General features: G+C 59.3%; 9 protein-coding genes and 1 pseudogene. 6 read left to right on the forward strand and 4 right to left on the reverse strand.

Annotation, left to right across the window (positions count from 1 at the left end):
* The first annotated feature begins 129 nt into the window (after window positions 1-129).
* Window positions 130-864: an alpha/beta hydrolase family protein gene (locus tag IAI59_RS22535; protein WP_207419927.1), complete on the forward strand. Its 735-nt coding sequence runs from the start codon at window positions 130-132 to the stop codon at window positions 862-864.
* 149 nt (window positions 865-1,013) lie between these two features.
* Complete coding sequence (locus IAI59_RS22540; protein ID WP_207419928.1) at window positions 1,014-1,856, forward strand: S1 family peptidase; 843 nt, start codon at window positions 1,014-1,016, stop codon at window positions 1,854-1,856.
* A 649-nt stretch (window positions 1,857-2,505) separates the two neighbouring features.
* Here IAI59_RS22540 and IAI59_RS22545 read toward each other — a convergent pair.
* From IAI59_RS22545 to IAI59_RS22560, 4 genes are all read right to left on the reverse strand, one after another.
* Entirely contained in the window at window positions 2,506-3,354 is an 849-nt protein-coding gene (locus IAI59_RS22545; RefSeq protein ID WP_207419929.1) for a hypothetical protein, read from the reverse strand.
* Window positions 3,355-3,651: 297 nt separating this feature from the next.
* Complete coding sequence (locus tag IAI59_RS22550; protein WP_207419930.1) at window positions 3,652-4,170, reverse strand: hypothetical protein; 519 nt, start codon at window positions 4,168-4,170, stop codon at window positions 3,652-3,654.
* Between the two features lie 404 nt (window positions 4,171-4,574).
* Entirely contained in the window at window positions 4,575-9,527 is a 4,953-nt protein-coding gene (locus IAI59_RS22555) for a DEAD/DEAH box helicase (RefSeq protein ID WP_207419931.1), read from the reverse strand.
* A gap of 113 nt (window positions 9,528-9,640) precedes the next feature.
* Entirely contained in the window at window positions 9,641-10,048 is a 408-nt protein-coding gene (locus IAI59_RS22560; protein ID WP_408887634.1) for a DUF6998 domain-containing protein, read from the reverse strand.
* A 365-nt stretch (window positions 10,049-10,413) separates the two neighbouring features.
* Between IAI59_RS22560 and IAI59_RS22565 the strand changes: the two are divergent.
* The 4 genes and pseudogenes from IAI59_RS22565 to istA form a co-directional block, all read left to right on the forward strand.
* Window positions 10,414-10,877, forward strand: a pseudogene (locus tag IAI59_RS22565) (transposase); the annotation flags it as partial.
* A 213-nt stretch (window positions 10,878-11,090) separates the two neighbouring features.
* Window positions 11,091-11,735, forward strand: a complete 645-nt coding sequence (locus IAI59_RS22570; RefSeq protein ID WP_207419933.1) for a hypothetical protein — start codon at window positions 11,091-11,093, stop codon at window positions 11,733-11,735.
* A gap of 22 nt (window positions 11,736-11,757) precedes the next feature.
* Window positions 11,758-12,795 (forward strand): VapE domain-containing protein, encoded by a 1,038-nt coding sequence (locus IAI59_RS23260; protein WP_207419934.1) that lies wholly within the window; start codon window positions 11,758-11,760, stop codon window positions 12,793-12,795.
* 81 nt (window positions 12,796-12,876) lie between these two features.
* The coding region (istA, locus tag IAI59_RS22580; protein ID WP_207444064.1) for an IS21 family transposase at window positions 12,877-14,421 on the forward strand (1,545 nt) is incomplete at its 3' end.

Consider the following 14,421-nt stretch of genomic DNA (forward strand, 5'->3'; position numbering starts at 1 on the left):
AGTGCCAGCAGTTCCGATGCTGAGACAGGCGCTATCACCCGCTGCAAAGCTGCTGCGGAACGGCTCGGGAAGCCTGACACAGAGTGCCAAGTGGTAGCTTCTGGTGGGGTGGTGAATGGCCGTCGGGTGATGGCTGATACGCCCCAACAGGTTGATATCTTCCGCACCAGCCCGTTGCACTTTTTGCGTGGCCCAGAACAATCGGAAGGCGTTGTGGTGTATGGGCATGGTTATGGTGGCCCAGACGCAGACGGACGCAGTTCCCGTGCGCCCGGCTGGCTAAGTGGGTTCAATGACGCCGGCTGGGACATTCTTCGGTATGACCGACACCCCGCAGAAGACGAACTGTACAACACTCTGCCTCGGCTGATCCGCGCCGTGCCGCGCCTGCGTGCCCTTGGTTACCGCCGGATTGTTCTCGCCGGCGGCTCGCGTGGTGGCTGGCAGTCACTGCTGGCGGCAGGTGAAGCAAGCGGCGTGGACACCGTGCTCGCCATCGCGCCGGCAGCACATGGCCGGAGCGGTGCCGGTCACTCGGCGGTGCTCGACGACTGGCAAAGGGGCCTCGGTGCCCTTCCATCAAAGCAGGTCCGCGTGGCCGCCGTACTGTTTGATGATGACCGCTTTGACCCCGATCCAGAGCGCCGAGCGAGCATGCTGATGGCGAATGGCTTACAGCGAGGTGTACCTGTGCTGGCACTGCGACCGCAGCAACCAGTTCGTGGACATTCAGGTGATGCCCTTTGGCAGTTCACCCATGACTACACCCAATGCCTCGTGAGCTTTGTGATGGATGCATCACCGCCTTCTGCCATTCGACGTCTACCATGCGGCACTGAATCGAACCCGGCTGTATCGCCGTAACACAGATAGGTAGCAGGCTGATTGAGGCTTTCGCTGCCCAAAGGACCACTTGGCGCGAGATTACAAAGTTATCGTTCTAGCCCCCACCGCTGAATCGTGTCTCCGATCCAGTTTGAATAATGACTGACCCTTGGAAGGATAGGCTTCGAATGAACCGAGAACCGTACCGCATCGCCCACACCCCGGTACATCCCATCAGCGCCAGCATTGTTATGATCGAAATGATCGCCGAGCTTTCCGATCATTCTGAGATATCCCTAGGTACAGGCACAGGTTTTCTGGAAGATTTTGAGGGGAAAAAGTACTTAGTAACGAACTGGCATTGTGTAACTGGACGCGATCCACTGAGCGGTCAACCCAGAGCTACTGATGGAGTAATACCCAATAAATTTAAGATTCGATTTCATAAAATCAAAGAAAACTCGATTGATGTTGGCAACCCCATAATCGGAGTTTTTGATTTAGATGAGCCGTGGATTATGCATCCAGCTGGCCAAGACATAGATATCGCAGCCGTGGAAATACCAAATGATTGGGATTTTATTAAATATTCAATTAGATCTGTTGTAGGAGCTTTCGATCCTATGCTTGCAGTAGGCGATGAGGTCTTCATTATCGGTTTCCCACTTTCAATGGGTCCCAGTGGAAGTCTTCCTCTATGGAAAAGAGGGTCGGTAGCATCTGAACCGGCTGTCCCTGCATTCGGTCAGCCCTGCTATCTCGTTGATTCCGCCAGTCGCCCTGGCATGTCGGGAAGCCCCATATTAGGAAGGATCATCTCTGCAAAAGATTATCCTAACCTACCAGGAAACGGGCCCGTCACAAAAGATACGCTCATATCTTACACGCCAACATGGAGCTTTCTTGGTATCTATTCTGGAAGAATAGGCGTGAAAGACTTATTTGAAGCTCAAATAGGAAAAGTTTGGAGGCCAGAGACTATACAGGAAATGCTCGGAAATCCAAGAAAGCTGGATTTTATTTTGAAGTAGATTAATTTTATTATACGGCTTGATAAATTATTGGGCCTAATCACTAGTGCAGAAGCACCAAGAAGCGCAGAGGAAACCGCCGGCAGAACAAGCTGCTGTGGCGCTGCGAAAGATCGGCCCCATCGAGCTGACGCTGCACGCCCTGGACTGGCTGGAGCGACAATAGTTCCGACTGCAAGCTACCGCAGAACTGAACAAGAGTGAAAACCGCAACGGCCTTGCCCGGGCTGGGTGCTTCCACCGCCTCAGGCGGCTACACGACCGCACGGCTCTGGCACAGCAGCACCGGACCTGCGGCCTCGCCTTGTCACCGCTGCCATCGCACTGTGGAACACTGTCGATCTCGGCCGCGCCCTGGAGGCCCCGCGGCGACCTGATCCCGGACGCGCTTCACCTTGCTCGGCTGACAGCGCCTCAACCTCACCGGCGGCTATCTCTGGGGTGCCGACACCAACGTCGGCCCGGATGGGTTCAGGCTAGGCGACACGGCCGCCACGGCGTGACCGTGTTGCCGGTTCATCCCGCCCACCGTGCTATCCTGCCCGTCTTGCGGCGTTAACCCTTCAAGACTGCTAAACGGTTATTTGTGGATGGCTAGCATTTCTGCTGATAGGTGACTTTCTAAAGGCCCGTAGTGGACGCCTTATATCTACTCCGACTGGCTGATCGTAGGGCTGACCCGAACGACCCAGTCGTGCATCTGCCGGATGAGGCCTAATGCGCCCTCCAAAGCCATCCGCTGCTCCTGCGGGGGGACATCGACATCAAGGGCAGGACTGATCAACCGCACCATCACGGACGGCTGCTTGCCCTCCACGCGGCTCACCTTGCCCACTTCAGCCTTTGCACCGGGCAAAGATGCCAGGGCTGTACCCAATGAGGCCACCCGGTATCCGAAATCATTCAAGACCAGCGACACCTCCTGCTTGGCGCCGAAGTCATGCCGGATGTACTGAACAGGGAGGTTTCCAGCTATTGGTCTAGCGGGCTTGAAGATCATGGTGGTCGACTTCTTGCCGCCGCTGGAATCGGTAATGAGGAAGTCCGGGCCTAAAGCCTCGCGAGCCATCGCTCTATAGGCCCCCATGAAGCTAAGGCGTTCTGGATCCGGCCCGAACGAAGTTGTCTGACGCGGAGCGCGGCCAAGCAAGGCGCTCAGGAGCACAGCCCTGTTGCGGAGACGTGATGCGGTTTCGACTGCCAGGGTGCTGTCAGCCTGCTCGCTCAGAATCTGCTCGGCACGCTGCTCCATATAGGCGGTGATAGCCTCGATGGTGATGTCAGCGTCGAATGCGGTACGCCCTGGCCCGCTCCTGACGTGCAGGTTGTTTTCCGGGACGACCAGGACCGCGGCAGCACGCCAGTGGCCGAGCTGGTCTCGCGCCGCCGCTACTTCCGCTTGGTAGCGCTCGGGCTGCCCGTCTTGGAAGCCGGACAGGACCTTGTTCTCGATGAGCAGCAGAGCCAAAAGGGTGTCGTCATCCGCGAGCAACCGCATGCCGAGATCCGTCTGGCCGACTTCCGATTGCCTGGCCTCGTTCTTCCGCACCGAGACGTGGCTGTGTAGGCAGGGACGTCAAACGTAGGCACCTGAGCCCGGAACCATGCCCGAAAGTCGGTTGATGAGCCCAGTTCCTCGAGCAGCATGTTATCCAGATCCCGTTCGCGGCTACTCAAGCGGTTGACTTCAGTCGTTGCTGGCGGGGTAGGCAGGTCCAATATCACCATCCTGGCATTTTGGTGCGGAACCGAAGCGTCACGTATTGTCTGCGTAATGCCAAGCCTCAGGTGGACGCTATTCGCTTTGGTGCCTTATGATGTTTTCGGTGATAGCCGTTATCTCGATCAGCCTGACGATGGCCTGGGTCAGCGGAACGACGGAGACGCTGCCGGGATCCTCATGGGCGTTCCGGTAGACCAGTGCGTCGATGCCCTGAACAGTGAGGGCCTCAAATGGCTCAATCTCACCGGCCAGCATCGCTGTCGCCTGCGCCTGGCAGACGATGCCGCGGGCTAGGAACTCATCCCCTAAGTGGTCCGTGTCATGCAGGCCGTCTGCAATCTCCAGTGGCCTCTGCGGTCGGATCTCGGCCTTGTAGAGAGTCGGCTGGCCTGGTCCCTCTGGCATACCCCAGGGCCGGGCGGCCCCGGGCAGGTCTAGGACGTCGCGCAGGCGTGCCAAGGCGGCTGCCCGAGTACCCCAGTGCATGCCGGTGAAGCTGCGGATGCCGGGTCCTGCAAGGGTGGCGTGAAACCACGTGCGCTGGGTACCCAGAAAAGGCAGGAGGGACGCAATCGTCAGGTCCGTCGCCACTTCCGCTCTCCGTCGGCTCGATCGGCGTGGCTGGCCCAGACGCCAGCCTGGCCAGCAGATAGATCCCCACCGAATCCAAAGGAGGCGTTGGCGCTGCAGACTACGCAGAAATACTCGAAGCGCGGCATGAACCGCACAAGGTCGATCCGAACGGGAGCCATGTGGCTATAGGACGTTTTGCTGGCTGGGGTGTAGGGCTGGCGGGGCTGATCGGACATGGCGGCGGATGATAGCCGGGGCGGTTGGGGTAGGGGTAGGGGCGACAGGGCCCATGAATGATTTGGTAGAGAGCTGAATCTTTAAACGGTTTGAGAGGTTGATGAACGGTTTGAAGGCCATGCCTGCTTCTCAACCTCTTTCAAAGCGGCGCTCGACTAGGACTTGGAGGCTAAGGGCTGCTGCCCTCAGCCTCTAGCCGTCCATTCATCAGGCTTCCGAAAAACCGGATTCTCACTGGCCATGTCCAGGATATCGAGCTCAGGTAGCGCTCGGACGATCTTCATCGTCTCGAGGCTGACCGTGATTACGCGCTGGAACAGCTTTAGCGGATAGGCAGGGTCCCCAATGGTCTCAGTCGCATATCGGTTGGCATCGTTGACGATCCCGCTCGCCCTATCTGTTTTCACGCACTGGCGCTCCATCACCCACTCCAGGGCGGGCTTGCCGTTCACCACGTAATCGTAGGCCTCTAGCGGGATGCCGGTCATGGTGATGTTGGCATTGTAGATGACCGTGGTCTTGTCCTGCTTTGGCCGCTTCCCACCGAACTTCATTTGCAGCACATGGAAGTAAGCTTCTGGGTCTAGGATGTTCTTCAAGCGTAGATCCCCCTGGACGATGGTCGCCGGGTAGGGCTCGACAGCCTCATAGCCAACGTGGAGCTCGCCGAGCTTACGGCCAGCTTCAACGAAGGCCCGGAAGTCGGCTGCCTTCTTCACCGCAGGGATGCGAGGCAACTGCTTGGACAGATTGTCGGCGTAGCGGGCGCGGTAGTCCTCGGAATGCAGCAAGCCATATACGTAGTAGAAAAGGTCGTCCTTAGTGATCTGCTCGCCTTGGTAAGCTGATTCGAAGTAAGCGAGCGCTGCGTCCGTTATACCATCGTTCCGCTTGATTTTTGGGCCACACTTTTTATCGACTGCCTGAAATAGGAGGTCATCAGCTTCCTCATCTTCCAAAGTATAGACGTATCGAGGAAAGTTCTGCCCATTATAATGAGTTTTGAACTCAGGAACGGCATCGAGCATAAGCGCAGACGGCAGATTCGCTTCGCCGACCCCGATCACGCATATAACTCGGTTCTGAGTTTCCTGCTTCGGAAAAATCTTCGGAATCTGAAAAACGTACTCATTCATCTTCCGATCGAAGTACATCCACTGTTTTGTGAATGGTCGATAAAGTGACGTAACAACTTTGTCTGGAGACACCTCAAAAGACGTGCCCTTGCCCACATCAGATTTAAGAGCTCGGCTCCAGCTAATTCTTTTTTCGTCCTTAGTAACAAAATTGCTAACAAAAAGGTCACGTGCTTTGGCTGAAGGAAACGTTTTTCTGAGGTCAACGAACTTGGATCGTTCGAAATTGTATGCTGACACCATTGCCGACACGTTTTTAATCAGAGAAGCATGGGAAAAATTGAAAACCCATGCGTCACGCGCTGATTGAGCCCCTTGGGAGTAGGTTACAAAAATTGGAGCGGCGTGCCCATTACCCTTGTCGCCCATAGGTAAGAAATCAGAAAATGAACTATCACGCTGATTGATCCAATCCGACTGCACATTTGGCGCAATCCGTTGCCACTTATCATCTACACTAATGCCAGAAATGCTACCGAATCGCTTAATGATATCTAGTTTTTCTTTTTGACTGAGATAATCCCCTATATCGTAGAAGTGGATCTGGCCGTGGTTTGTGGAAGCGGGATTCTTGATCAGGAGCGTGATCGCAACCGGAGTACGGCTTCCAGAACCGAAAATTTTACCACCTTCGCGCCGCGAACGATCACCACTGGTCCGCTGATTTCCCCGCAGATGGAATATGTAGATAGTAGAAAATTCCTTGGTCAAGCACTTGCGAAGGCCGTCGGTGGCATTGCCCTCAATCCAACCTGCGTTGCTAACATAGGCGATTACACCATTGTCGCCGAGCCTATCACTCGCCCAGCGGATAGCACGAATGTAACTATCGTATAGTGCGTTCTTATTCGTAGCTGAAGTTTGAGCGGCGTAGGTTTTCCGAATGCGCCCATCCAACTTTGGGTAAACAATATTTGCCGCATTATCGTTTGCACTGCCTTGGCCCACCGAGTACGGTGGATTGCCTACTATCACTCGAATGCCAAGCTTCTTTTGTCGGCTACGGCGACTGCTGTTATCAACCATCAAGTCGCCGACAAGGTCGCGATCCTGCTCATAGAGTTGAAAGGTGTCAGTCAGGCAGATGCCTTCGAAGGGCACATAATCGCCTCCCGCCACGCCATGGTAGGCCGCCTCGATGTTGATAGCGGCAATGTAGTAGGCCAGCAGCACAATCTCGTTGGCATGGATCTCATGCCGGTACTTGTGCTTCAGTTCCTCGGGTTTGATGAGGCCAGATTGGAGCAGGCGGGTGATAAAGGTGCCGGTGCCCGTGAAGGGGTCCAGGATGTGGACGCCCTTGCTGCCCAAGGTCTGGCCAAACTCGGATTGCAGAATTTCGTTGACTGAGTGGATGATGAAGTCGACCACCTCGACCGGGGTGTAGACGATGCCCAGCCTCTCCGTCATCTCCGGGAACGCTTTGCGAAAGAACTTGTCGTATAGCTCGACGATGATTCTCTGCTTGGCGCCAGCGTTATCGATGCCTTCGGCCCGCCGCCTGACGCTCCCGTAGAACTTTTGGAGGCTCTCTGATTCCTTCTCGAGGTTGTGCTCGTTCAGAGTGTCCAGCACCTGCTGCATGGCAACGGAAACGGGGTTCCGCTGAGCGAAGCTGTAGCCGTCGAAGAGGGCCTCGAAGACGGGGCGCGTGATGATGTGCTGGGCCAGCATCTCGATAGCTTCCGCCTCGCTGATGCTGCCATTCAGGTCGTCGCGGATCTCGGCCAGAAACTTCTCGAAGGCCACCCGCTCGGGCGAGCCCGGCTGCTGGATGACCGCGGCGATACGGGTGATATGCTTCCTCGCGATGTCGGCGATATCGGTCGCCCAATTTTCCCAATAATCCCGCTGCCCACACTTTTTGACAATCTTCGCCCGGATCGCCGACGTGAACTCGTCGAATGTGAACGCTAGCTGCTCCAGGCCACTCGGCTTCGGCTGGCTGTCCCCATAGTCTCGGTCATCGGCCTCACCGCCGCCTGCCCCCAGGTCTAGCTGGTGGCCCTCCTTGGCGGTCTTGGTCGGCAGCCGGTCAGAGACGGCAATGACCTCAATCTGGGTGCTGACATCGACGCCAAGCTCCATCTTGTTGATGGTGGCATCGAAGCGCTCATCGTGTGCCCGGAGCGCATTCAGAATCTGCCAGACTACGCGGTAGCGCTCATTCTGGTTAAGAGCCTCTTCGGGCGTCATGTCCGCGGGGATTCCAACAGGAAGTATGACGTAACCCATTTTCTTGTTGGGCGCCCGACGCATCACTCGGCCGACCGACTGGACCACGTCGATCTGTGACTTCCGCGGGTGCAGGAACATGATGGCATCGAGAGCAGGGACATCGACGCCTTCGGATAGGCAGCGCGCATTGCTCAGGATGCGGCAGGTGTGCTCCTCGTGATCGGCCTTCAGCCACTCCAGTTCCTGCGTCCGGGTCTTGGCGTTGAAGGTCCCGTCCACATGGTGGACCTCGCACCGCAGGGGCTCCTGGTCGTCAGCGGGAAGCGCGTCTAGGTAGTCTTCCACCACGGCGGCGAACTGGTCACGGACAAGCTTGGAGGAGGCGATGTCCTTGCAGAACGCCAGCGCACGGCTCATGGGGCGTGTATCGCTGGCCACGTCCGCGGCTAGGTCTGCCTTTGTCAGGGCCTTATAGCAGCCGATGATCTTGGTCGCGTCATCGAGCTTGAGCTCGTTGTCGGTGTCCTTCAGGCGATTCTGGATGCTTGTGCTCACCATCTGCTCGTCGACGGCCAGCACGATGACCTTATAGTCTGTGAGCAAGCCATTCTCGACGGCCCAGCCAAAGCCCCGCTGAAACAGGGTCTCGCCATAGTAGGCGGGATTATTCATCGAGTAGAGTTCAGCGGAAACCTCGTTGGCCTTGGTCCGCACCGCGTCGCCGAAAATTCGAGGCGTCGCGGTCATATAGATCCGCTTTTTGCCCGCGATGAAGTCCTGGTTGTGGATCTTGACGAAGTTGCTCTCGTCCTCGCCCTCCAGGGTGGCGCCGGTAGTCCGGTGCGCCTCATCGCAGATGATGAGGTCGAACTCCGGGAAGTCATGCTTCGTTTGGGCGTCAGCGATCACTTGGATGGACTGGTAGGTCGAAAAGACGACCGTCATCTCAGATGCCGTTGAGGTAGCTTTAGCAGCCAGCTTCACGGCGTCTGTCGTCGCTGGGTAGGCGAGGTCGTGAATATCGATTTCCCCGATATCCTCGTTGCTGCGGCTGCGCCTGCCGACCTGAACGTCTGAGCAGACGGCAAAGGACCTAAGCGGGGTGGTCGTATCGATAGACCATTCCCGGACGGTCTGGCTCATCAGGGCCAGTGAAGGCACGAGGAACAACACGAACTTGCCGGGACCGGCCAAGTCCTCTGAGATTTTTAGGCCCGTGAACGTCTTGCCGGTGCCGCAGGCCATGATGAGCTTGCCGCGATCGGCCTCGGCGAGCCCGGCCCGGACAGCCTCCAGGGCTTCCCGCTGATGAGGGCGGAGCTCCTTCTTCGGCGCCAGGATGATCTTGTCGTCGGCTAGGTAGGCCCGCCAGTCGATGGGGCTCTGCTCCAGCCGCTCGAGGCTGATGCGCGAGGTAGCGATGCTCTGGCCTGCCAGGGCGTCCTCGGCATTCTTCCCCCAAGGCACCTCGGTGGTGTCGATGACAAGCCGACGGGTGAAGGGGGCCTTGCCGGACGCTGTAAAGAAGGAGTCGATATCTGTCTTCTGAATGGTGTGGCCCGGCGCGTAGAACTTGCATTGAATGGCGCAATAGCCGTCCTCGTTACGGAGCTTTGCTACCAGGTCGATGCCGGTATCCGACTGCTTGACGCCTGCCGCTTTCGCGAAGTCCCCGAAAGTCCAAGCTTCCTCGAACTGCTGCGCCATCTCGGGGTCATGCTTCAAGAACTCAATGCAAAGCCGCTCGAAGTAGGTGCCCTTTTCGCGCTGCGTCTTGGCGCCAGCCCGGTAGCGCTCCAACAGTTCACGGATCCCAGCTGCCATTCCCCAATCCCCCCGAGGCACAGATAACCCGAGTCATAGCTGAGCTATGCAGGCCTGTCAGGAGTCGGGCTTAAGCTAGGTGATGGCAGTGGACTTGCTTGCAGATGCCGAGCCTACGCTAGCGCCGCCTGGATGGCTCGCAGCCTGGAGAGGCTCACGACCCGCTGACCATTCTTGTCCATCTTGCCAGCCCGCTCCCAAGCCGGGGCGCCCGGACCGTCGTAGACAAGCTCAGCCTCCTGGGGCGAGACCACTCGGAGGACTAAGAGGCGGTCACAGGTGGCATACATCGCCACGCTGCTGCCGCCCATCATTTTGATTTGGATATCCCCATTTGCGTCATAGGCATCGTGGCCTGCCCGGGGCATCGGATAGAGGGTCAGCCCAAGTGCCTCGGCCGCGATGACCTCGCCGATTGAACTCACCAGATGGCCATCCAGGGTGAACTTGCGCGCGGGGTAGAGGCACTCGAGTTCGGCGGTCGCTTCGTAAATGCTGGAAACGGGCTCGGGACGGGGAATGCGTCAAGTCATGGCGGCTAATCCGTAGCGTGAGCTTGGGCTTAGCGTGATGGCTTCTGCTCAGCGTCGAATAGCGACCAGCCTTAAGTTCACCGGAAGAAGCACTGTCTCAGCCGCTGGAAGAAGACTGAAATCAGCGCTAGCAAGGATTCGTCCGCATGAGGTTCAGTTGCGGTTAAGCCCCATATCTTTACTCAGCAGCTTTGCTTCCAAAAATATTTTATTCTCGTCATATCGCCAGCGGTCGTACCGCTGCCCGCGACCTCCAATATCGATATTCAATAGTCCGTCGGTGAGCGTGACCTGCCCCCGTAGAAGTGAGCCGCCGATCATGTGAGATCGGCGGTGCAGTTTGAAGGGTTGGGATGGCTCGAAAGCAGCACAAGCCGGAGGAGATCGTGGCCAAGCTCCGGCAGGTCGAGGTCTTGGTGGGCCAGGGCAAGACGGTGGCTGAGGGTGCTCGGGCCATCGGGGTGACGGAGGCCACATACTACCGCTGGCGTGCGGAGTATAGCGGCCTGAAGCTGGACCAGGTGCGTCGGCTAAAGCAGCTTGAGCAGGAGAACAGCCGCCTCCGGCGGGCAGTATCGGACCTGACGCTGGAGAAGCTGATCCTCAAGGAAGCCGCTTCGGGAAACTTCTGAGCGCTGCCCGTCGCCGGGCTGCCGTGAACCACGTCACGGCGGTGCTGGATGTACCTCAGCGGCTGGCCTGCCGGGTGCTGGGCTAGAACCGCTCGACGCAGCGCAAGCAGCGTTGGACGGCCGACGACGAGGCAGCGCTGACTAGGGCTGTTGTTGAACTGGTCAAGCAGTATGGCCGCTACGGTTAGTCGGAAGCTTTCACAGCGAACGGTGGATGGACCTCGCAAAGGTCGATTTTGGCACTGTCAGCCATGGCGTGGAGATCGGCCAAGCCTTGATCCCATGCGGGTGAACCGAAGCAGCTGACGTCCACAGCTCGCCGAATGCACCGAAAAGTGTTGCGTCTATTTTAAAAGGTAGACATATATCTTTCAAGATAGGTGGGGTAGGGCTTTGGTGTGACCGTAGATTCCGAGCTGCTTCAGAAGGATCTCGAGCGTCTCTGCCGGCAGCGCTTTGAGCTCGGCGTGGTTGCTGAGGTCACCGGCGTGCCCTTGCCCCGCCTATCTCAGTGGCTGAAAGGCCAGGCGTTTGTCTTGTTCGAGGAGCAGGCGCCTGGCACTGGCCGCCGTCGCCTATTCCATTTGGTGGACGTCTACACCGTCCGCTTCTTCGCGGTGCTAACGGATGTCGAGGGAGGCCTCGGCCTTCCTTTGAAGACTGCAAGCCGGGTACTGGATACTGCCTGGGGTCTCACCGAGACCGATGAGGCCGCTACCATGGCGCCCGGAAGTTGGATCGACCCACGTTCTGACTTCGACCGAGGGCATTTCGGACATCTCAACCCGTGCCGTCCTCGAACCCGCCCGCAGTGGCTGATCGGCGTCCGGGTGCATCATGTGCATCCGCGCCACAGCTTCTGGCGTGGTCGCTTCACAGAGCAAGCTGAGCGTCCTGACCGCAGTGGTGATCGCACGCCAGCCGATCTCTTCTTTGCCCTCGAGGCGACGCCGCACTTGCTGGACGTCAACGCCCAGCTGTTTCAGCGCCTTCGTTGGGCTGACGCCCTCAACCGGCTCCCGCCGGCTTTCGAAATTCCCTGAGCACCCATCAAGAAAGCTGTTTATGACCCATGTTCAGAGTTCCCCCGCGGCGGTATCGCCCGCGGGAAGGCCGCCGCTCGCCTTGCTGCAAGCGGCTCCGGCTCGCCGTAAGCGTCCCAGTCTGGTTGCCTTCTTGAAGGCCACTGATCAGCAGGCGCTGGCCAACATCGAGCCTTGGTTCCGAGCACTGTTCCCCACTGCGCAGAGACAGCCTGGTACCGGTGCCTGGTACGTCCTGGCACAGGACATCGGGCGAGAGCCTGAGGAGGATCTTTCTATAGATCCTATTGAAGGCGGCTATGACCACGGCATCGGGCGGCCTCGCAGCCCGGTTGATGTAGTTCTGCAGTGGCAACGCCTCGCCACCCGCGAGGAAGCCGCCCTCTGGCTCTGCGGCAAGATGGCGCTCGATCCCACTCGGCTGGGCTGGGCGGGTGCTGCAGCAGCGGCCCGTGCCGCAGGTCTGCCCGCCTGGCAGCAGGAGTGTCAGGTAACCTCGGACGGCATTCCGCGACCCAACTTGGCCAACGCTCTGTTGGCTCTGCGGGGTGATCCTGCACTGGCTGAGCTGCTGGCGCAGGATGAAATGCTACGCGCGCCTTTGCTGCGAGCGGCTGTGCCGGGCAGCAACGGGCCAAAGGATCGCTTTCCATGCCCCCTGCGTGACACGGATGTGACGGCGATCCAGGAGTATCTTCAGCACATTGGTATCCCCGGGCTGAGCAAGGATGTGGTGAATCAGGCTGTCGAACGCCGCGCGGCCGAGTGCGCCGTACACCCGGTGCGGGACTATCTCGACGCTCTGGTCTGGGATGGCACGCCGCGGCTGCAGGGCTGGCTGAGCACCTATCTCGGGGCGGTGCATACCCCTTATACAAGCGGCATCGGCACCTTGTTCCTGACGGCCATGGTAGCCCGGGTCTACGCGCCTGGCTGCAAGGCCGACTACATGATGGTGCTGGAAGGCGACCAGGGCGCCCGCAAGTCCACAGCATGCGGCATTCTCGGGGGCGCTTGGTTCTCTGATGCTCTTCCGGTGTGGATCGGCGTGGAAGATTGACCCCTCTGGCGGGGTGATCGGCGTTCAAAACTGACCCCCCAAATTTGAGATGCTGCCCCTCCTCAGAGGGGGAGCGGGGGGATGCTGACGGTGGACATGATGGCCCGGGTGCGTCGGGCGCATTTCGTGGACGGCAAGTCGATCAAGCAGATCACGCGCGAGCTGGGTCTGGCGCGCAACACGGTGCGGCGGGTGCTGCGCTCGGGCGAGACAGCCTTCACCTACGAGCGTCAGGTGCAGCCGCGGCCCAAGCTCGGAGCCTGGACGCAGTTGCTGGAACAGCGGCTCAGCGCCAATGAGCGGCTGCCCAGTCGCGAGCGGCTCGATCTGATCCGCGTGTTTGAGGACCTGCAGCAGCAGGGGTTCACCGGTGGCTACGATACCGTGCGCCGCTACGCCCGGGCGCGACAGCGGCAGCGTGGCACGGCCACCTCAGACGCCTATATCCCGCTGAGCTTTGAGCCTGGCGAGGCGTACCAGTTCGACTGGTCGCAGGAGGTCGTGGTGCTGCATGGCGCCACGGTCGCGGTGCGGGTGGCGCAGATGCGGCTGTGTCACAGCCGGATGCTGTTCGTGCGTGCCTATCCGCGCGAAAGCCAGGAGATGGTGTTCGATGCGCATGACAAGGCGTTCGCGTTTTTCCGCGGCACCTGTCAGCGCGGCATCTATGACAACATGCGTACAGCCGTCGACGTCGTCGGGGTTGGGCGCGAGCGACAGTTCAATCGCCGGTTCCTGCAGATGTGCAGCCACTACCTGGTCGAGCCAACGGCCTGCACACCGGCCTCGGGCTGGGAGAAAGGTCAGGTGGAGAACCAGGTCGGCCTGGTGCGAAACCGGTTCTTTAAACCACGCCTGAAGTTCGCCTCGCTGCATGACATGAATGGCTGGCTACTCGAGCAATGCGTGCTTTACGCCCGCAGCCACCCGCATCCCGAGCGCCGCGACTGCCCGGTGTGGGAGATGTTCGAGCAGGAGCGTCCGGCCCTGGTGCCCTATGTCGGGACGTTCGACGGGTTCAACGCCCGCACCTCAGCTGTCTCCAAAACCTGCCTCGTGGCCTATGACAAGAACCGCTACTCGGTGATGGCGCAGGCGGTCGGGCGGCCGGTCGAGGTGCATGCCTATGCCGAGCGGATCCTGATCCGCCAGGACGGACAGGTGGTCGGCGAGCATCCGCGCTGCTTTGGCCGCGAGCAGATCGTCTACGATCCCTGGCATTACGTGCCGGTGCTGGCGCGCAAGCCCGGTGCGCTGCGCAATGGTGCCCCGTTCAAGGGTTGGGTGCTGCCCGGCGCTCTGGGCCGTGTGCAGGGGCGGCTGCGTGGCAGCGCGGATGGCGACCGGCAGATGGTGGCCATCCTGCAGGCTGTATCCCTGGACGGTCTGCCCGCCGTGGAGGCCGCCTGCGCCGAGGCGCTCGCGGCAGGCCTGTGCAGCAGCGATGTGGTGTTGAACGCCCTGTCGCGCCAGCGTCCCGCAACCACCCCGCCGGACATCGCCACCCCCGACGCATTGCGGCTGCGGCATGAGCCGATCGCCGACTGCGCCCGTTACGACACCCTCAGGAGCCAAAGTCATGGAACGACATCAGGTGCTGGAGCTGATGAGCGAGCTCAAGCTGGT

Origin of the sequence: Roseomonas haemaphysalidis (assembly GCF_017355405.1) — a bacterium.
Taxonomy (GTDB): Bacteria; Pseudomonadota; Alphaproteobacteria; order Acetobacterales; family Acetobacteraceae; genus Pseudoroseomonas; species Pseudoroseomonas haemaphysalidis.

What these genes read in the sequence shown, in the direction of transcription:
- IAI59_RS22555 (WP_207419931.1), bottom strand. Translation starts at nt 9,527, where the DNA reads ATGGCAGCTGGGATCCGTGAACTGTTGGAGCGCTACCGGGCTGGCGCC.
- IAI59_RS22545 (WP_207419929.1), bottom strand. Translation starts at nt 3,354, where the DNA reads ATGCGGTTGCTCGCGGATGACGACACCCTTTTGGCTCTGCTGCTCATC.
- IAI59_RS22540 (WP_207419928.1), top strand. Translation starts at nt 1,014, where the DNA reads ATGAACCGAGAACCGTACCGCATCGCCCACACCCCGGTACATCCCATC.
- IAI59_RS22535 (WP_207419927.1), top strand. Translation starts at nt 130, where the DNA reads ATGGCTGATACGCCCCAACAGGTTGATATCTTCCGCACCAGCCCGTTG.
- IAI59_RS23260 (WP_207419934.1), top strand. Translation starts at nt 11,758, where the DNA reads ATGACCCATGTTCAGAGTTCCCCCGCGGCGGTATCGCCCGCGGGAAGG.